The organism is Marivibrio halodurans, assembly GCF_017963645.1.
GTDB lineage: Bacteria > Pseudomonadota > Alphaproteobacteria > UBA8366 > Aestuariispiraceae > Marivibrio > Marivibrio halodurans.
In genome coordinates this window covers 241,777-260,686 of the sequence record NZ_JAGMWN010000006.1, presented here as the reverse complement: position 1 = coordinate 260,686, position 18,910 = coordinate 241,777, and the positions used below count along the sequence as shown (strand labels likewise).

Genomic DNA, 18,910 nt, shown 5'->3' with positions numbered 1-18,910 from the left:
CCGACCATCGGTTCGTTCGATCCGGGGCCTTTACGAATGCTTTCATCATGCCGTGGCATCGACAAATCGCATCGGAGAGACTGCCCCAAGAGCGTGATTGTGTTGAACCATAGCCCCGGAGCCGCGCGCAATGGCTTTCGACGTGTCGACAAGACATTGCGGCGTGTATGTGGCAAGAATGCAACAACGGGAAAAGCCGGTGTATAGCGCCCGGAAATGCCGCCGGAAAGCGGCCCCGATCCGATCAGGAGCCTGAAGCGTCCTCGCGCAGGACACCCATCTGCTGCATCTGCTGGAGCAGCCGGTCGATCTCCATCGCGCTCATCGCCGGAAAGGCGTCGAGCAGATCGCCGCGCGCGAAGCGCCCGGCCTCGACCACCCAGCGCACCGGCCCGTCGAGGCCCGGCGGAATCGGCACGATTCCCCTGGGGCTGGCCAGCCCGTGACGGCCGTCCTTCGTCACGACCCTGAAATCGCGCGCGGTCAGGGCGAAGGTCCGATCCGCGATCTCGATCGGCAGGTCGAAGCCGCCGCGCGGATAGCGATAGTCCTTCTGGAAGGTCTCGAAGGCCTCGACGAAGCGGGGGTCGCGGGCTACCTCGGCCAATCTGTCGCCCAGGCGCGCGATATGGTCGGCCAGCGCCTTCCGCCCCTCGCGCGGGTGCGGGAAGTTGAGCCGGAACGTCTCGTCCGTCACGACCGAATCGGACAGCGCGCCGATCAGGTCGAGGCCGATCACACCGGTCAGGCCGAAGGCGAGATGGATCGTCCCCCCGCTCGCCGCCAGGGCGTCATGATACCAGCCGCGCGGTATGTAGAGCAGGTCGCCCGGCGTCATCCGGACATCCCGCATGACCTTGCCCTTGCGCTCTTCCGTCTCGGCGTCCGACAGGCCCGCCCAGTTGCGGTGGCGGATCGGATGGGTCTCCCGCCCCTCATAGAGGCGCCAGAGCTTTTCCCCTTCCATGTGGAGGGCGAAGACGTCATGCGTGTCGAAATGGCTCTTGAAGGCCTGCCGCTGGCGCCAGGAGCAATAGAGGTTGCTTTGCGCCTTGCCGCAGAACCCGTCCTCCATCGCGTCGGCGACGGCGCGCAGTTCCGGGGTGAGCGTGTCGATGTCGTTGGCCACCAGGGAGGCGCCCTGGCGCAGCAGCGCCATGACCTTGCCCGCGTCCGGTTGGCGCACGGTCTGGCCGTCGCGGTTCTGTGCCTCGACGCAATAGGCGCCGGGGGGCAGGACCTCGCCGTCGAGCACCAGCATCAGCGAGGCGGACCCCCAGATCGCCGTCATGTCGAGCAGGCCGTTCAGGACCGACCAGTTCATGATCCGGCCGAACTTACCGGGGTCACCGGGGATGTGCAGCGGCTGCTTATCGTAATACTCGGTGAAGAAGGTCTCCGGCGTGATCGGTGCCAGAACCTCCTCGAAGCTGGCGGGCGCGCCGGTCATGGCCCGCGCCGCCGTCGTCGCGTCCGACTTCTTGCCCGCCATCGTCCCGTCCGCTCCATGATCGTCCCGTCACCCTCCTTTACCGGGATCGCGGCGCGAAATAAAGGCCGCCACCCACGGCGCCTGGCATCCGCAATCACCAGGCTTTAGTGATCGCGGGCCGCCAGATAGGCCTTGTAGTCCGCCAGGGGGCCGAGAGCCTCAGCCAGCGGTTTCAACCCCGTCTCGTAGCGCCGCCATTTCTCGACGGAGGTGGTGTAGATCGGTTGGCGCACCTGCAGGCGGCTGGCGGTCAGGACCTCCCGGTCGGTCTTGTGGAAGTCCAGAACCCGGTCGTCCCAGTCGAGCCCCAGCAGCGCGAGCAGCGCGCGGCTCTGCCCCGCCTGATCGGCGATCATCGCTTCGTAGACCACGCGTTGGACACGGACATCCCACCCTTCCCAGAAATCCATCACCCGGCGATAAAGGCCGTAGTAATGCCCGATATCGCCCAGATCGTGATCGTAGAGCAGATCGTTCGAGAAACGCTGGGTGAAGATCGACAGGCCCGTATCCATCGGATCGCGCACCGTGTGCAGGATCGCGGCCTTCGGGAAGAGCAGCCGGATGAAGCCGAGATACCAGAAGTTCGGCGGCAGCTTGTCGACCAGGTGCCGCTTGCCCGAGGCCGCCGCGGGCAAGGCGTCGAGATAGCGCTGGGCGAGATCGCGCCGCCGTTCCGCCGTCAGCGCCCGCGCGCAGTCCGGCCAGTCGCGTCCCGTCTCCGCCACCAGGGATTCGAGGATTTGCGGGATCGTCGCCAATTCGCCCGCGCCGAAGACATCGGCGTGGCTGGAGAGGATCTGCTCGGCCAGCGAGGTGCCGCTGCGCGGCATGCCGAGGATGAAGATGGGCCGGTCGGACGGATGGCCGTCCGGGTCGTCCGGACCGGGCGCCGGGATCGTCGCGAAGATCTCGGCCGTGCGCGCGGCCAGCGATTCCAGCCCGCCGCGATCGTAGAACTTTCCGGCGGCCGATGCCTGCGCCCGCCATCCCGACTGGGCCCTGCGCTGACAGGCGAAGGAGGCGTCATAGCGCTTCGCGACCTCCAGCGCGCGGGCGGCGCGGTGCAGTTCGATCGGTTTCATCGCGTCGAGCGCCTTGCCGTCGCTGGCGATTTCCGCCGCGCGCGCGAAGAAACCATTCGATTCCTCCTGGTCGCCCTCTCCGCCGCGCGCGCGCAGCACGTCGGCCAGATCGACCAGCGGCTCGATCGCCTCCGGGCGGCGGTCCAGGCATTGGCGCAGCACGGCGACGGCCTCGTCCATCCGGTTCTTGTTCACCAGCAGATTGGCGAGATTGCAGGCGATATCCGGGTCGCGGTCACCGCGCGGGCCGTCATGGGCGCGGCGCAGATGCGCGATCGCGGCATCCAGGTCGTTCCGGTCGGCCAGGATGTTCGCCATGCCGTTATGCAGCTCCGGCATGTCGGGATCGACGGACAGACCATGGCGGTAGGCCTGCTCCGCCGCTTCCGCGTCGCCGCCGGACAGCGCCGCGTCCCCCAGATTGAGGGCGGCCGTGGCATAGCGCGGGTCGGCGGACAGCGCCGCGCGGAAACACTCCACCGCCCGGGCCATGTCGCCCGCTCCCTTATGCGCCAACCCCAGATTGTTGAGCAGCTTGGGGTCGTTCTTCTGGCGGTCGAGCGCGCGGCGGAACAGATCGCGCGCTTCCTTGTAGCGGCGCTGGTCGAGCCGCACGATGCCAAGGCCGGACAGCGCGGCGACGCTGCGCGGATCGGCCTTGTGGCTTTTCTCGAAATGTTGGGCGGCGGCCTTCGTGTCGCCACGCTGATGAGCGAGGATGCCGAGGAGATAGAGCGCGTTCGGCTCCTTCGGCGCCATCTTCAGGATGCGCTTCGCCGCCGCCTCCGCCTCGTCGAGGCGGCCCCGCGCCTGCAGCCCGAAGGCCGCCTGAAGCTGTTGTCCGAGGGGGTTGAGCGCGCTGCGGTTCGCCATGACGCGCCGACTATGCCCATCGCCGCGCGCCCATGCAATCGGCCGGATGTCCCACCCCTCCGGGGCTTGCCGGATCATGCGACGCGCCGCACATTAGGGGCATGGAATCCGCCGCAGACCGCCTTTCCGAGGTTCGCCGAAAAATCGCCGATGCCGCGCGCGAGGCCGGCCGCGCGGCCGACGACGTGACGCTGGTCGCCGTCGGCAAGACCTTTCCGGCGGACGCGATCCGCCCCGTCCTGGCGGCGGGGCAGCGCGTCTTCGGCGAGAACAAGGTGCAGGAAGCGGTCGAGAAATGGCCGGGTCTGCGCGTCGATCATCCCGATGTGACATTGCATCTGATCGGGCCGCTGCAATCCAACAAGGTGAAGGATGCCGTCGCGACCTTCGATGTGATCGAGACCGTGGACCGCGACAAGATCGCGCGGCGCATCGCCCACGAGATGGCGGAGCAGGGGCGGACCCTCCAGCTCTTCATCCAGGTCAATACCGGGGAGGAGGCACAGAAGGCGGGCGTCGTCCCGGCCGAGGCGGATGGCTTCATCGCCCGGTGCCGGGAGGAGCACGGCCTCGCCATCGCGGGCCTCATGTGCATCCCGCCCGCGGACCAGTTGCCGGCACCGCATTTCGCCCTGCTGGCCAAGATCGCGGCGCGCAACGGCGTCGCGGGCCTCAGCATGGGGATGAGCGCGGATTACGAGACGGCCGTGCGTTTCGGCGCGACCCATGTGCGGGTCGGGTCGGCTATATTCGGCGCGCGCGACTACGGCTGACGGTCAGGAACGGCTCAGGTGAGGGGCGGTGACGTCTCGGGCCGGTCAGTCGTGCGGCGTGCTGGCCGCGCCGGCACCGATCTGCAGGGCGGAATCCGGTGCGATCTGTTCCAGCAGCATCAACAGGTCCGGCAACGCCAGCGCCACGCACCCTTCCGTCGGGCCGTAATCCGGCCGCGCCACATGCAGGAAGATGGCGCTGCCCCGCCCGGCTTCCGGTGGGTCGTCGTTATAGCCGAGGATTCCCACCAGATCGTAGAGCGCGTCCTCCCGCCACATTTCCTCGTGGCTCGCCTCGTAGGGCAGGGTGATGGGCAGGTTATAGGCGGGATCGGCCGGATCGTCGCACCAGCCGTCCCGCTCCCCGATCGTCGCGACGGGCAGTTTCGTGCGCGGCTTCGCCACGCGGTCCGGACGATAGAGCACCCGGCGGATCGGCCAGATCCCGGCGGGGGTGACGCCGTCGCCCTCCTGCTTGCGGGCACGAATTCCGCCCCGGCCGAGCGCGCAGGTCACCCGGCGCCCATCCGGCATTTCAAGCCCGTCCTCGCTCACTCTTATACGCATGATGGCGGAAGCCTACCGGCCCCGACCGCCGTCGCCAAGGCCCCGGTAGACCCGGTAAGAACCGGAATGCCGCGATTGGGTACTCTAACCCTGGCGCTTCATCGCCTCGTATTTCTCGAGTGCGCGCATCATGGCTTGCGGCACCTGTTCGGGGGCGACGGTTCCCTCCGTGCCGGCCCAAGCGTGGGTGTCCGGGGCCGGATCGGCGGCGGCGGTTTCCATCACGCCTTTGGACGCGCGCGCGGGCGCGGTGGCATTCGAGGGCCCGCCGGCGGTGCCGGCGGGCGGTTCCGTGCCGGATGGGGTGCCGGCGCTGGCCTCCGCCATGCGCATCAGGGCCTGGGCCGCCGCCGGGCTCAACGTGGTGGGGCCGCCGCCGGCCACCCGCGGACCGCTATCCGTCTCGGGTGCCCGCGCGGTTTCGGCGGGCGTCCCCTGGCTGGGGTTGGATTGAGTGGGGCTGGATTGGGCACCGGGCGCGGCGGTTCTCTGGATCGCGGCGCCGGGCGGCAAGCCGCCGGCGGATACCCCCCCGCCATTGGCGCCGATAACGCCGCTGTTGGAATCGGCCTGGATGCTGGCTGCCTTCAGCCCGGCTGACTGTCCCTCGGCGCCGCGTTTGGGAACTTCGCCGGTCTTGGGCGTCTGAAGCGCGAGGAAGAAGTTGGTCGGGCCGCTCCGCGCCGCGTCGGATACTGTTTCCTGGCTGGATTGCGGGGATGCGGTGCCCCCGGCCGCCGGCGCGACGGCGGCGAGTTGCGCGTTGGCGCCATCCTCCGCGCCCCGTAGTGAGCCCCGTATTGCGGCCGGCCCGTCGGTCGTGGACGAGGGGCCGGAGATATTCGCGCCCGCGGCTTCCGTGGCCGATGCGACGGCCGTCCCTGTCGTACCGGCGGGCGCTTCCTCGCCGAACAGGGCGGCATAGGCGCGCTGGCCCAGATCCTGGCCGCTGCTCTCGACGCTGGCGGCGTTGATCGCGGCGCCCAGCACGCCGACCGGCCCACCATAGAGCGCGCCACCGGCAAGCCGCGCGCCGCTCGATATCTCGTCGCCCGTGATCTGACGATAGATGGTCGAGACGACCGGCAAATGCTGCAGGGGGTTAAGGGTGTCGAGGATATCGTCGAAGCTGAGCCCATCCTTGCCGAAGACATTGTCGTAGCGGACGGCTTCCGGCCCCTCGGGCGGACGCATGGTGGCGTGCCGCGCGCCCGCGCCGGCCTTCGTCCCGTCGCCGCGTCCCGCGCCCCGGCTGGCGTCGCCCCGGCCGACATCGCCCCGGTTGGCATCGCCCCGGGTGGCATCAGGAGTCATCAACGACCAGGGCGGGGGGGCCGCGCCGGCCGATGCGGATGGGTTGGTGGCGGTCATGGGCGTCCTCTCCCTCGTCTCCGGGATGACAGGTAATCAAGATTCGTGCCAATTTCGGCGTCGATCCCTCGTCGCGGCCTTCCGGCCTGGTGCCGGGATGCGCGAATGCCGAACGGCGCCGGCCCAGGGACCGTGCACGGATTTTTTAATGGACAGGCCCAGGCCGGGCGGGCTTCCTTGGCGGAACAGGGAGCGGCGAGGGGCATCGGCGTTTTGCAGGAAGGTTCAGGGGATGAGCGACAAGCGGATTCTGATCGTCGACGACGATGAGGCCCTACGGGTGTCGCTGGCCGAGCAACTCGGCCTCTACGAGGAATTCGAGACGACGGAGCGCGCCAATGCCTCCGAGGCGATAGAGACCGCCAAGGCCGATCATTTCGACGCCGTGCTGCTCGATGTCGGCCTGCCCGACATGGATGGGCGGGAGGTTTGCCGCGTGCTGCGCCGTTCCGGCGTGAAATGCCCGATCATCATGCTGACGGCGCATGATTCGGACAGCGACACGATCCTCGGCCTCGACGCGGGCGCCAACGATTATATCGCCAAGCCCTTCCGCCTCAACGTGCTGCTGGCGCGCCTGCGCGCGCAATTGCGCCAGCACGAGCAGTCGGAGGATGCGGTCTTCACCATCGGCCCCTACAGCTTTCGCCCCGCCACCAAGCTGATGCTGGAGGTCGGCACGAACCGGAAGGTACGGCTGACCGAGAAGGAGACGGCGATCCTGAAATATCTTTATCGCGCCGGGGACAAGGTGATTTCCCGCGATGTGCTGCTGGGCGAGGTCTGGGGCTATAACGCCGGGGTCACCACCCATACGTTGGAGACCCATGTCTATCGTCTGCGCCAGAAGATCGAGGCCGACCCGTCCAACGCCGCGATCCTGGTCACGGAATCGGGCGGCTACAAGCTGGTGCCCTGAACGGGCCGAAGTGGGGAAATCCCCTGAGGCCCCTCAGGCCGGCGGCAGCGCGGCGAGGCGCCGGGCCAGCATGCCGGCGACCAGCGCGCTCAACCCCGTTGCCACCGCCATGCCGAGGGCGGCCGCCCCCCAGCCGCCGTCCCATCCCGCGAGCATCGGCAGCCCGATCAACCCCGCCACCATCAGGGGGTCGCACAGAACCCCCAGATTCCGGCCCGTCATCAGGATACCGAAGGCGCCGGCCCCGGTATTGGCGCCACCCAGGATCGCCGCCGGCAGGCCGTAGAGGCAGGCCGGCGTCAGCCCGGCCAGCGCGCCATAGAGCGCCAGCGCCGCGATACCCGTGGCCGGATGGCCCGGGATCGGCGTGAAGGCGACCGCCAGGAACAACACCGCCTGCGCCACCAGCACGACGGTCAGCAGGCCCGCGATCGGCACGCCGCGCCGGAGGATCGGGATCGTCACCAGATTGAAGACGGCGATCAGCCCGACCGGCAGGGCATAGAGTTGCGCCGCCGCCGCGCCGTCGAGGCCATGTCGCTCCGACAGATAGGTCGGCAGCCAGGTCAGCATCGCCATGTTCTGGGTCGACCAGAGGAAGAAGCACGCCCCCGCCAGGATCAGCCCCAATCGACGCGCCGGGTCCGGCGCGGCGGCACCCTTGTGCGCGACCGGCATCTTGAGATCGACGGCGGAGCCCGGCCGCCCGACGGCGAGCGTCGCCGCCGCGACGAGCCCGCAGAACAGAATGCCGAGCCAGAAGACGCCCGGCCAGGCCGCTGCCCCGGGGGTCAGACGGTCGGTCAGGTCGACCACCGCGCTGGCGATCAACCCACCGATCGGAATCCAGGTCGCCGCCAGCGCGCCTGCCAGCGCCAGATGCCGGGGCCCCACGTTCCGCGTCATCAGCGTCGGCCCGGCGACGGCCAGGATCGCCATCGCGATGCCTTCCAGGGCGCGGCCCGCCAGGACCAGCCAACCATTCTCCGGCGCCGCCAGGATGATCCCCGCCCCGCCCGCCGCCAGGGCCGCCGCCCCGATCAGGAAGCGCGCCGCCCCATGGGTCTGCATCATCCGGCCGAGCCCGAAGGAGAGCGTCAGCCCCGCGATGGAGAAGATCGACATGAAGCCACCGGCCAGCACCTTCGGATAGCCGTAGGCCGCCAGCATCTCCGGCAGCACGGGTGGCAGTTTCAGTTGCTGATAGGCCCCCAGCACCGCGACCGCGAGCCCGAAGAACAGACCGACCCAAATGGTTCGGCCGGATGGATGCGCCATGAAACCTCGATCCTCCCCCGGGATGGGCCGCAACCCACGCCGTGCCGCATGACGCGGCATCGTTCCCGCCGAACGCCGCGTTTGGCATTCGGGCCATGCGGCGATAGCATTCTTTCCAGAGGCATAGAGGGACGGCGGCGTTTCGGCAACGGGGTGATGTGTCGGCCATGATATCAAAGGCGGAACGAACCGGCGCGCCGGGCCCGCGACCCTTCACGGTCAAGTTCTGGGGAACCCGTGGCAGCATCGCTTGCGCCGGGCCGGAGACGCTGCGTTACGGCGGCAACACCTCCTGCATTGAGGTGACCTGCGGCGAGCGCCGGCTGATCTTCGACGCGGGCACGGGCCTGCGTAAGCTGGGCAAGGCGATCGCGGCGGAGGGACCAGGGGCTGAAGGGCGGGGGGCGATTGATCTTTACCTGACCCATACGCACCTGGATCACATCATCGGCCTGCCCTTCTTCGCGCCGTTCCATATCGAAGGGTTCAGCCCGCGCCTGTGGGCCGGGCATCTGTTGCCCGACCGCACGCTGCACGGCACCCTGAAGGACATGATGCAGGCGCCGCTCTTCCCCGTGCCGCCGGAGACTTTTCGCGCGGATGTTTCCTTCAACGACTTCCGGGCGGGGGAGACGCTGATACCCGGCCCGGGGATCACGCTGCGCACCGCGCCGCTCAACCATCCGAACGGCGCGGTCGGCTATCGGGTGGAATTCGATGGCCGGGCGATCTGCTATATCACCGATACGGAGCATTTCGCGACCGGCCGCGACCAGACGGTCGTCGACCTGGTGCGCGGCGCGGATATCATGATCTACGACGCCACCTATACGGAGGCGGAATATCCCCGCTTCGTCGGCTTCGGCCATTCCACCTGGCAGGAAGGCTGCCGCGTGGCCGATGCCGCCGATGTCGACCGCCTGGTACTGTTCCATCACGATCCCAGCCATGACGACGAGACGATGGATGAGATCGCGGAGGCCGCGGCGAACGTCCGCCCCGGCACGATCACGGCGCGCGAGGGCATGGTGCTGGAGGCATGAGCGGCCTGGACCCGCCGGATGCCCCACCCCCTTCGATCAAGGCACCGTCGCCGGATCGCCCACCGATCCGCAAGCGTCTGCGGCGGATGGCGATGGGGGCGGCGACGCTCACCGGCTTGGCGCGGCGCGGCTATTTTATCCCCTATCGCTATGCGCCGAGCGACCGGCCGGCGGGGGGATATCCGGCTCTTACCCCCCTTTTCGAGGCTGCGGCGCCCGCCATGCGCGATGTGCTGGCCGAGGCGGAGGCGCACCGTGAGCGGTTCCATGCCTTCGACGGTGCCGCGCCGCCGGAACCCCGCTGGCAGCAGGGGTGGTATCCGCGCCTCGACGGGCTGGCGGCCTATATGATGATCCAACGCCACCGGCCGCGCCGGGTGGTGGAGGTCGGCTCCGGCCACTCGACACGGTTCCTGGCGGCCGCGGCGGGGGATTTGGCGGCGCGGGAGGCGGGGACCGACAGCGCGATCACCGCGATCGACCCGGCGCCGCGCGCCGATCTTTCCCGATTGGCGGGGGTGACGCTCCACCGCGCCGTGGCGCAAGCGGCCGATCCGGCGCTGTTCCGCGCGCTCGGCCCCGGCGATGTGCTGGCGGTGGATTCCAGCCATATCGCCATGCCGGGCACGGATGTGGATTGGCTGATCGGCCATGTTCTGCCCGGCTTGCCGGCGGGGGCCTTGCTGGCGATGCATGATATCTTCCTACCCGACCCCTACCCGCCCGCCTGGGATTGGCGTGGCTATAACGAGCAAGGCGCGATCGCGGCCCTGCTGGCCGGGGGCGGTTGGCGTGTGTTGTGGAGCTCCCACTGGGTGGCCACCCGGATGGCGGCGGCGGTCGCCGCCGGGGTGGCGGGCACGCTGCCGCTTCCGGCGGGGGCGCATGAAAGCGCGCTATGGCTCGAACGGCTGGGCCGCCCGCAGGTCATACCAACTCGCGCTGATTGAGACTCACGGGGGCTTCCCATGGGGCGCAAATCTGATTCACCATGACAAACGATGGAGGTTTGTCATGGCGGCGCCGATTGCGTTTCGGACTGATTTTGACGGCGGGTCGCGGAGCGACGCAGCGAGGGCCGGCGGCATGACGCTGCAGATCACCCGGGACTGGGTCTTGCGGTTCAACGCGAGCGGACCGGAAGGGCTCATCACCCGCAAGGTGCCAGGCCGACAGAAGGCCCTCGATGAAGCGGAGCGGCGGGCTTTGGCGGAACACGTCATGGAGGGTCCCATCCCTGCGGTCCTGCGGTGCACGGCGTCGTTCGCTTCGATGAGATGGCCCGAAACGTCGCCCCTGGCGCTCACGTCCCGCTGATCCGCGACCAGGCGGGCCGGCATATGACGGAGAACCTCACCGTTCCCAGCAACATCACCATCGTCCCGCTACCGCAAAGAGCCCCGGAACCGAACCCGGTCAGAATATCTGGCAGTTCCTGCGCGAGAACGGGCTCTCCAACAGGATATTCAATTCCTACGACGACATCGTCGATATCTGCTGCCACGGTTGGCGACGGTTGCTCGACCAACCGTGGAACATCATGTTCATCGGATCTCGACGCTGGGCCCATGAGACGCTGGGCCCATCAATGGTGATCAGCGCGAAGTGGTATTAGGCGATCAGACGAGAGCGGCGTGATTCATACGAACTGGCCTCCAGCAATCCCGGGGAGGTTCAATCCGATAAACGCGAGGCTCATCAATCCTATAGGGTTGCGGACAGTGCGGGATAGCGTGAGCGGTTATATTGATCATCAGCCATGGCCATGATATCCACGCCCGAACAAGAAAACTCGAAGGGTAACGCGCCTTGCTCTCGCGTCGCATGCACGAATCCTATGATCGCGAAGATCGCACCAAGATGGGTTCGGAGCGCGCCTTCGGCTTAGTATTCGTCGTTGTTTTCACGGTCATAGCGGCAGGCAAATTTTTCGCCGGGAATGTGTCCCTGTTCTGGCCTGCATTCTGGGCGTCATTGGCTGCTATCATGCTGGGTTTGGCTGTGTTTCGCCCCCTGCTTCTGCGGCCGCTCAACCGGATTTGGTTCAAGTTCGGGATGATCCTGCATAAAATCGTCAACCCGATCGTCATGGGGCTGGTGTTTTTCCTGACGATCACGCCAATCGGCTTGGTGATGAGGATTCTCGGCCGACGACCCCTTGATCTCGAATTCGATCCCAAGGCCGATAGCTATTGGATCGACCGCACACCGCCAGGTCCCCCGCCGGGCAGTTTCGATAATCAATACTGATGAAGAGGCGTGATAATGTCGTTCATTATGGAACTTTGGGGCTTCATGAGGGCCCGGAAAAAGTTCTGGCTTCTGCCAATCATGATTATGCTGGTCACTCTCGGCGGTCTGATCGTGCTTACCAAGGGTTCAGCGGTGGCGCCCTTCATCTATACGCTTTTCTAGGGGGCTGCCGCGCCGCGCCGGTGTGATACCATGAAAATTCTTGGACTTTCGGCATTCTATCATGACTCCGCCGCAGCCCTTCTCGTGGACGGGAAACTTATCGCCGCGGCGCAGGAAGAGCGCTTCTCACGAAAGAAGCATGATGCGGAGTTTCCGACGCAGGCACTTAAATATTGCCTCGAAGAGGGAGGGCTGGCGTTAGACGATCTCGACTATATCGCTTTCTATGATAAGCCATTCCTCAAGTTTGAACGTCTTTTGGAAACCTATGTTGCTTTCGCGCCTCGGGGTTTCAATTCATTCCGCATGGCGATGCCGGTATGGCTGGGAGAGAAACTGTTCCAAAGGCATTTGATCGGTTCGCAAGTAAAGGATCAATTCGCTAGCGGTTTCGACACCAAGGAAAAACTTCTATTCAGCGAACATCACCTTAGCCATGCAGCAAGCGCCTTCTACCCTTCGCCCTTCGAAGAGGCGGTGGTGCTGACCATGGACGGGGTCGGCGAGTGGGCCACCACCTCGGTCGCTCGCGGCAGCGGCAACATGCTGGAAGTAATCAAGGAAATACACTTCCCACATTCCATCGGCTTGCTCTATTCAGCCTTCACGTATTACCTCGGATTTAAGGTTAACTCTGGTGAGTACAAGGTGATGGGGTTGGCTCCGTACGGCGAGCCGAAATACGTCCAGTCGATCCTGAACAATATTATCGATGTTAAACCAGACGGCTCCTTTCGACTGAACCAAGACTATTTCAACTACTGCACCGGCCTGACAATGACGAACGATCGGTTCGCGGCACTTTTCGGCGAAGCAGTTCGCGAGCCCGATGAACAATTGACTCAATTCCACATGGATATCGCCGCCTCGGTGCAAGCGGTCACCGAAGAGATCGTTCTCCGACTGGCGCGCAGCCTTCGCGCGGAAACCGGCATTCCCAATCTCTGCCTGGCCGGTGGTGTCGCCCTGAATTGCGTCGCGAATGGCAAGATCGTCAAGGAAGGCATATACGATAACGTTTGGATCCAACCGGCCTCGGGCGATGCAGGCGGTGCGGTAGGCGCGGCGCTTGCCACCCACTACATGAATTTTGGAAACTCGCGCACCGTGCAGAACCAACCCGATGGGATGAGCGGTGCCTATCTGGGTCCAGAATTCGACCAGCCCGATATCATACGCCGACTGACCGAGGCCGGTGCGCATTTCGAAGTGCTTGAGGACGACGATCTTTATGACAGCATCGTCGCAGCCCTGGCGGAGGGAAAAGCGGTAGGCTGGATGCAGGGGCGAATGGAATTCGGACCGCGCGCTTTAGGCGCCCGATCCATCCTGGGAGACCCACGCAGCGAAACCATGCAGAAGACGCTAAACCTCCGGGTAAAGCACCGCGAATCCTTCCGCCCGTTTGCCCCGTCCATACTGCGTGAGCATGTCTCGGACTGGTTCGATATCGACGCCGACTCGCCCTACATGCTTATTGTCGCCGATGTGGCCGACGGCAAGCGCAGGACGATGACCGATGAAGAAGCAGCACTCTTCGGTATCGAAAAACTGAACGTTCCGCGCTCTGAAATCCCAGCCGTCACCCATGTCGACTATTCCGCCCGCGTTCAGACCGTCGATAAACGTACCAACCCTCGCTATCACGCGCTGATCAGCCGCTTCAAGGAGGCAACAGGCTGCCCAGTGCTGGTCAACACTTCCTTCAATGTACGTGGCGAACCGATCGTATGCACGCCGGAGGATGCCTTCCGCTGCTTCATGGGCACGGACATCGAGGTGCTAGTGGTTGGCAACTGCTTATTGCATAAAAATGATCAGAATTCCGCTCTTAAGCTGGATTATAAAAACGCCTTCGAATTGGATTGAGCGTCTTTACCCTTATGTTACCGCAACGCTGCTGTGTTTTCGTGCAGCCACTCGCCCATGCAGCCGGCCCAATGCTCATGCACGGAAGGTATCGGATGACCATTTCCGCCGACCTGATATGCAGTCGGGTTGGTTTGCAGGCCCTCGAAGCGACAGTCGATGACATCGACGCCGACGCTGGCTAGATCCTCCTCGATTCCGAGCGTATAGCTTTCATCAAGGGTGCCCGTTCTAAAGATCGCGACGACGAACGGGATTCCCAAATCAGCCGCCTTCCGTTGAAGCTTTTTCAGGTAAAGCACCGTCAGCCGGCGTGCTTGCCCCATCGGCGTCCCCGAGACCCAGTGCGGTGCCACCCGTCTCTTGAGAGCCGAAATCGCCGCGCTCCATGTTTCCAGCGGCCAGAGACCCAGGGTCCGCGCCTCTTCGACCGCGACGCCGCCCTCCCCGTCCTCGACCAAGTATGGCGGGATGAGAACGCTACCATCCGAGGTCACCAGCGAGCTAATCCAATCAGAGGTGGCGACGTTGCGCGCCAAATGATGGCCAATAAAGCCATATATAATCGCCACGGGCGGCGCGTCGTGCGTCCCATCGATTTCCCGCAGAATTCTCAGGCCCGACTGAACCGTTCCATACCCCCCGGTGCCAAAGTTCCGCACCGCAAACTCCGGAAACCGCTCGGCTAGAACCGCGCCGACGACATTCTCATCCTTAATTCCGTAACCTTGCATGTAACTGCCGCCGGCCAGCAGCAGTACAGGCGCGTTCTCTGGCTCAGAGCCGTTCGTGTAAGTACGTCGGGCACCATTCTCAAGAAAGCTCATCGGCGCCTGCCCTTCTTCAAGCGCGAGAAAAGTACCCTCTTGGTTCGTCCAGGCGAACTCGGCATCGGGACGGCTCCAGTTCGTTCCCGAAAAATGAGGATTGGATACGACAGTTGTTGGCTCCGCTCCTTGAGCGCGTAGATAGACCTCGAACAGAAGAAAGCCGAAAAGCACTGAAACAAGAGTAACGATAAGACTAGCTCGCATCATGTGCTCCTTCGGAGTTTCGCTTTGGACACCGCGCTGGAGTTCGCTCCTGCCACGGCACTTTCAGGTGAAGGGCTCTACAAGGCAAAACGCCGCTTATACCAAATCTTGTTGATCATGCCCCATGGGGACGTCTCTCCCGGGTTCTCGGCTAGGAGCGCGTGTGCCGTGGCGATGCGGGGCATCGCGAGGCACGGGCGACGCCATCCGAGGGCCCGGGCCCCTTCGGTCGCGTTCGGCTTCTGTCGAGGGCGTCAGCGCGGCTTGACGATGCCCCGCGCCACCCTTCCTACCCGCCTCCGTTCGTTCAGAGGAAAGCCGAACGCGATCCGCATGGGGCATGATCAACAAGATTTGGTATTAGGCAAGCAACAACCTCACACCATGATCGCGATCCCGCATTAACCGGAGAACACCGCACCTGATATTACGCGGCGGTCCCGCCGTCATTCAAATCCAACGCGTCCGCCGTCATTGAGACGAACCGTGTCTTAGGGAATGCTGTTTATGAGTTTATGGCCTAGAACCCGGCAGGTTAGAACTTGGTCGAGCGATCGTGAAGCGACGGGCCGCCCGGAATTGGGCATAAGGAACGGGCGATGACGAAACTGCCGCCGTTCCTCAGCCCCTTCACCCCGGACGCGAAACGCATGGCCGGCCTGCCGGCGCGTGCGCGCGCCGCCGTGCACCGGCAGGAGGATCGCAGCGAGCAACTGATCGGCTGGATCCAACTCGGCGTGGTGGCGACCTTCGCCATACTCTATGCCGCCGCGCCGACGACCGATCTGATGACCGGCTTCGCCTCGCTGGTGCCGGCGGCCTTGGCGCTCTATTTCCTGTTCACGATCGTCCGGCTCCGGCTCAGCTATCGCATCCATCTGCCGGATTGGTATCTAGGGTTGTCGGCGGTCACCGATGTGGCGTTGCTATTGACGCTGATCTGGTCGTTCCACCTGCAATATGATCAGCCGGCGCCGTTCTATCTGAAGGCGCCGACCATGCTATACCTCTTCATCTTCATCGCCTTGCGCGCGCTGCGGTTCGATCCGCGCTACGTGCTGCGCACGGGCATCCTGGCGGCGCTCGGCTGGGGGGTGCTGGTGGTCTATGCCATGATGGCGGGCGCGGGCATGCCGGTCACCCGGGACTATGTCGAATATCTGACCTCCAACACGGTGCTGCTGGGGGGTGAGTTCGACAAGATGATCACCATTCTGATGGTGACGGTTATCCTGACGGTGGCGCTGATGCGGGGGCGGCGCCTGTTGCTCCGGGCGATGGCGGAGGAGAGCGCGCATTACGAGCTGTCCCGCTATTTCCCGCCGGAGATCGCGGCGCGCATCACGGCCGCCGACGGCACCGTCGCGGCCGGCGCCGCGGATCAGGTGCGGTGCACCGTGCTGAACGCGGATATCCGGGGCTTTACACCGCTTTCGGAGAGATTGTCGGCCGCCGCCCTGATCGGTCTTCTCAACGATTACCAGGACCGCATGGCCGGTGTGATCGAGGCCCATGGCGGTACCGTCGACCGGGTCTTCGGCGACGGGGTGCTGGCGACCTTCGGGGCCTCGAAGCGGCTGTCGGATCATGCCGCCCGGGCGATCGATTGCGCCGCCGCCATCCCGGCGATGATCGACGCCTGGAATGCGGAGCGCGCGGCGCGCGGGGAACCCCCGATCCGCGTCGGCGTCGCGCTCGCCACCGGGCCGTTGACCGTCGGGGCCATCGGGCGGGGCAAGCGGCTCGACTACACCCTGGTGGGGGAGGCCGTGAACCTCTCCGCCAAGCTGGAGAAACACACCAAGGTGGAGGGCTGCCGCGTGCTGTGCGATACGGCGACGCTGACCGACGCCCGCGCCCAGGGGTGGCGCGGGGAGCCGGCGCGCCATTGCCCGGCGGCCCGGGTCGCGGGCGTGGACCGGCCGCTCGACCTCGCGGTACTGGGATAGCGGGCCGTCCGTGAAGCCGGCGCGGTGCTCCGCCTACTTGTACGGATCGGCCGCGTCGCGCAGGCCGTCGCCCAGGAACTGGAAGGCCAGGACCACCAGGATCACCGGCACCGCCGGATAGAGCAGCCAGGGCGTGTTGACGATGGCGTTGAAGTTCTGCGCCTCGTTCAGCAGCACGCCCCAACTGGTGATCGGCGGCCGCAGGCCGAGGCCGAGGAAACTCAACGCCGTTTCCCCCAGGATCATCGCCGGGATGGTCAGCGTCGCGCTGGCGATCAGATGGCTGGAGAAGCTGGGCAGCAGATGGCGGGCGATGATGCGCCGGGGCCGGGCGCCCATCAGCTCGGCCGCGGTGACGAAATCCTCCTCCCGCAGGGCCAGCAGTTTGGAGCGCACGGCGCGCGCCAACCCGGGCCAGTCCAGCAGGCCCAGGATCACCGAAATCCCCATGAAGACGATGATCGGCGACCAGTTGACCGGCATCGCCGCGGACAAGGCCATCCACAGGGGCAGCGAGGGGAAGGAGCGCACGACCTCGATCGCGCGCTGGACGGTCGAATCGATCAGCCCACCGTAATAGCCCGCCAGCCCGCCCAGCAGGACGCCGAGCGTGAAGGAGATCGCTACCCCGATCAGCCCGACCGTGAGCGATATGCGCGCGCCCTGGATGATCCGGCTTAACATGTCGCGGCCGAGCCGGTCGGTGCCGAGCCAGTAGAAATACCCGCCCTCCGACGGGCAGACGACATGAAAGCTCGATTCCACCAGCCCCCAGAATTCGTAGCGCGCGCCCGGATAATCCCCGCCCGTGCAGAAGAAGCGCAGCGGCATCACCGTTTCGCGGTCGATCGTGTAGCGCCAGGACATGGTCTCCATATCCAGGCTGACATCGTAGCCATGGACATAGGGGCCGGTGAACGCACCGTCCCGGACCCAGTGGATTTCCTGCGGCGGAGCTTTCAGGAAGTCGGTGTTGCGGAAATCGTAGGCGACGGGCGCCAACATCTCCGAGACCAGGATCGAGCCGTAGACCAACAGCAGGAACAGGCCGCTCACCACCGCGAGGCGGTGTTTCTTGAATTTCAGCCACATCAACCGCCATTGGCCGGAGAGATAGAAGCGCTCCTGCTCCGGGCTCAGGCGGACGGCCGCCTCGGGATCGAACGGCGCCGTGTCCACATAGTGGTCGAGCGGGTCGGCCCCGCGCGCCGGAAGGCGGTTTTCGCCGGGCTCGCTTCCACTCATCGCGCGGCCTCCGCGCCGAGGCGGATACGCGGGTCGAGCGCCGCCAACGCCAGGTCGGAAAGCAGGTTCCCGACGACCGTCAGCAGCGCCAGCGCCATCAGAAACGAGCCCGCGAGGTACATGTCCTGGCTCTGCAGCGCGCCGAGCAGCATCGGCCCCGTCGTCTCCAGGCTGAGCACGACGGAGACGATGGCCGCGCCCGAGATGATCTCCGGCAGCAAATTGCCGATATCCGCGATGAAAGGATTGAGCGCCATGCGCAGCGGATATTTCATCAACAGCTTGCGCGGCGGCACGCCCTTGGCCCGGGCGGTCGTCACATATTGCTTGTGCAGCTCGTCCAGCAGATTGGCACGCAGCCGCCGGATCATGCCCGCCGTCCCGGCCGTGCCGATGACGATCACCGGAACCCAGAGATGACCCAGGATATCCAGCAGCTTCTCCAGGCTGAAGGGCGCGTCGCGCAGGGCCGGATCGACCAGCCCGCCGATCGAGATACCGAACCACTGATTGGCCAGATACATCAGGATCAACGCCAGCAGGAAGTTCGGCGTGGCGAGCCCGATGAACCCGATGAAGGTAAGCGTGTAGTCGCCGAGCGAATATTGCCGCACGGCCGAGTAGACGCCGATCGGGAAACTGACCAGATAAATGAAGAGGATGGTTGAGAAGCTGACCAGGATGGTGAGCCAGATGCGGTCGCCCACAACGTCGGCCACCGGCATCTCATATTCGAAGCTATAGCCCATATTGCCCTGGAGAAGACCCCAGAACCACACGGCGAACTGCTTCCAGATCGGCTCCCCCAGCCCGTATTCCTGGCGGTAGAAGGCGATGCGCTCCTGGCTTACCGCCTCTCCCTGGCTTTGCAGTTCGGCCACCAGGGTCTCAAGATAGTCGCCGGGCGGAAGCTGGATGATGACGAAGACCAGAACGCTGATGATGAAGAGCGTCGGGATCATCACCAACAGGCGCCGTGCGATATAGTCGATCATGA

At 65.3% G+C, this 18,910-nt stretch carries 17 protein-coding genes and 1 pseudogene; 10 read left to right on the top strand and 8 right to left on the bottom strand.

The features are described from left to right. Positions 1 to 244: 244 nt before the first annotated feature. Both KAJ83_RS14085 and KAJ83_RS14080 read right to left on the bottom strand, forming a co-directional pair. Positions 245 to 1,492 (bottom strand): cupin domain-containing protein, encoded by a 1,248-nt coding sequence (locus tag KAJ83_RS14085; RefSeq protein WP_210682718.1) that lies wholly within the window; start codon positions 1,490 to 1,492, stop codon positions 245 to 247. 104 nt (positions 1,493 to 1,596) lie between these two features. Then, positions 1,597 to 3,450 carry a tetratricopeptide repeat-containing sulfotransferase family protein gene (locus tag KAJ83_RS14080; protein ID WP_210682717.1) on the bottom strand — a complete coding sequence of 618 codons (1,854 nt, stop codon included), beginning with the start codon at positions 3,448 to 3,450 and terminating at the stop codon, positions 1,597 to 1,599. Between the two features lie 101 nt (positions 3,451 to 3,551). Here KAJ83_RS14080 and KAJ83_RS14075 point away from each other — a divergent pair, with 101 nt between their 5' ends. After that, a complete protein-coding gene (locus KAJ83_RS14075; RefSeq protein ID WP_210682716.1) occupies positions 3,552 to 4,223 on the top strand; it encodes a YggS family pyridoxal phosphate-dependent enzyme in 672 nt (223 codons plus the stop codon). Positions 4,224 to 4,268: 45 nt separating this feature from the next. Here the strand turns inward: KAJ83_RS14075 and KAJ83_RS14070 are convergent, their stop codons facing one another. Together KAJ83_RS14070 and KAJ83_RS14065 are read right to left on the bottom strand one after the other, a co-directional pair. Then, on the bottom strand, positions 4,269 to 4,790 hold the full coding sequence (locus tag KAJ83_RS14070; RefSeq protein ID WP_210682715.1) for a L,D-transpeptidase family protein: 522 nt from the start codon (positions 4,788 to 4,790) through the stop codon (positions 4,269 to 4,271). Between the two features lie 84 nt (positions 4,791 to 4,874). Continuing rightward, the gene (locus KAJ83_RS14065) at positions 4,875 to 6,161 is read right to left on the bottom strand and encodes a hypothetical protein (protein ID WP_210682714.1); all 1,287 of its coding nucleotides are present in this window, start codon (positions 6,159 to 6,161) and stop codon (positions 4,875 to 4,877) included. Positions 6,162 to 6,393: 232 nt separating this feature from the next. Here KAJ83_RS14065 and KAJ83_RS14060 point away from each other — a divergent pair, with 232 nt between their 5' ends. Further along, a complete protein-coding gene (locus KAJ83_RS14060; RefSeq protein ID WP_210682713.1) occupies positions 6,394 to 7,080 on the top strand; it encodes a response regulator transcription factor in 687 nt (228 codons plus the stop codon). A 33-nt stretch (positions 7,081 to 7,113) separates the two neighbouring features. Here KAJ83_RS14060 and KAJ83_RS14055 read toward each other — a convergent pair whose 3' ends face one another. Further along, positions 7,114 to 8,358 (bottom strand): MFS transporter, encoded by a 1,245-nt coding sequence (locus tag KAJ83_RS14055; protein ID WP_210682712.1) that lies wholly within the window; start codon positions 8,356 to 8,358, stop codon positions 7,114 to 7,116. Between the two features lie 167 nt (positions 8,359 to 8,525). Between KAJ83_RS14055 and KAJ83_RS14050 the strand changes: the two genes are divergently transcribed. The 7 genes and pseudogenes from KAJ83_RS14050 to KAJ83_RS14030 all read left to right on the top strand — a co-directional run bounded on the left by KAJ83_RS14050 (position 8,526) and on the right by KAJ83_RS14030 (position 13,685). Next, positions 8,526 to 9,401, top strand: a complete 876-nt coding sequence (locus KAJ83_RS14050; RefSeq protein ID WP_210682711.1) for an MBL fold metallo-hydrolase — start codon at positions 8,526 to 8,528, stop codon at positions 9,399 to 9,401. Beyond that, a complete protein-coding gene (locus tag KAJ83_RS14045) occupies positions 9,398 to 10,351 on the top strand; it encodes a class I SAM-dependent methyltransferase (RefSeq protein ID WP_246484566.1) in 954 nt (317 codons plus the stop codon). The genes KAJ83_RS14050 and KAJ83_RS14045 overlap by 4 nt, the downstream gene beginning before the upstream one ends. Beyond that, positions 10,287 to 10,718: a helix-turn-helix domain-containing protein gene (locus tag KAJ83_RS19775; protein WP_425515479.1), complete on the top strand. Its 432-nt coding sequence runs from the start codon at positions 10,287 to 10,289 to the stop codon at positions 10,716 to 10,718. Before KAJ83_RS14045 ends, KAJ83_RS19775 begins: the two co-directional genes overlap by 65 nt. Continuing rightward, positions 10,673 to 11,016 (top strand): annotated as a pseudogene (locus KAJ83_RS19770) (hypothetical protein); the annotation flags it as partial. The gene KAJ83_RS19775 and the pseudogene KAJ83_RS19770, both read left to right, overlap by 46 nt. Before the next feature lie 209 nt (positions 11,017 to 11,225). Beyond that, positions 11,226 to 11,651: an SxtJ family membrane protein gene (locus KAJ83_RS14035; RefSeq protein WP_210682709.1), complete on the top strand. Its 426-nt coding sequence runs from the start codon at positions 11,226 to 11,228 to the stop codon at positions 11,649 to 11,651. Between the two features lie 15 nt (positions 11,652 to 11,666). After that, complete coding sequence (locus KAJ83_RS19380; RefSeq protein WP_343222010.1) at positions 11,667 to 11,816, top strand: DUF5989 family protein; 150 nt, start codon at positions 11,667 to 11,669, stop codon at positions 11,814 to 11,816. A gap of 30 nt (positions 11,817 to 11,846) precedes the next feature. Further along, on the top strand, positions 11,847 to 13,685 hold the full coding sequence (locus tag KAJ83_RS14030) for a carbamoyltransferase family protein (protein ID WP_210682708.1): 1,839 nt from the start codon (positions 11,847 to 11,849) through the stop codon (positions 13,683 to 13,685). 17 nt (positions 13,686 to 13,702) lie between these two features. Here the strand turns inward: KAJ83_RS14030 and KAJ83_RS14025 are convergent, their stop codons facing one another. Then, on the bottom strand, positions 13,703 to 14,722 hold the full coding sequence (locus tag KAJ83_RS14025; RefSeq protein ID WP_210682707.1) for an SGNH/GDSL hydrolase family protein: 1,020 nt from the start codon (positions 14,720 to 14,722) through the stop codon (positions 13,703 to 13,705). Positions 14,723 to 15,318: 596 nt separating this feature from the next. On the opposite strand from KAJ83_RS14025, the gene KAJ83_RS14020 reads away from it, so the two are divergent. Continuing rightward, a complete protein-coding gene (locus KAJ83_RS14020) occupies positions 15,319 to 16,668 on the top strand; it encodes an adenylate/guanylate cyclase domain-containing protein (protein WP_210682706.1) in 1,350 nt (449 codons plus the stop codon). A 33-nt stretch (positions 16,669 to 16,701) separates the two neighbouring features. On the opposite strand, the gene KAJ83_RS14015 is transcribed toward KAJ83_RS14020, so the two are convergent. After that, a complete protein-coding gene (locus KAJ83_RS14015) occupies positions 16,702 to 17,913 on the bottom strand; it encodes an ABC transporter permease (protein WP_210682705.1) in 1,212 nt (403 codons plus the stop codon). Further along, the gene (locus KAJ83_RS14010) at positions 17,910 to 18,908 is read right to left on the bottom strand and encodes an ABC transporter permease (RefSeq protein WP_210682704.1); all 999 of its coding nucleotides are present in this window, start codon (positions 18,906 to 18,908) and stop codon (positions 17,910 to 17,912) included. Before KAJ83_RS14010 ends, KAJ83_RS14015 begins: the two co-directional genes overlap by 4 nt. Positions 18,909 to 18,910 lie beyond the last annotated feature (2 nt).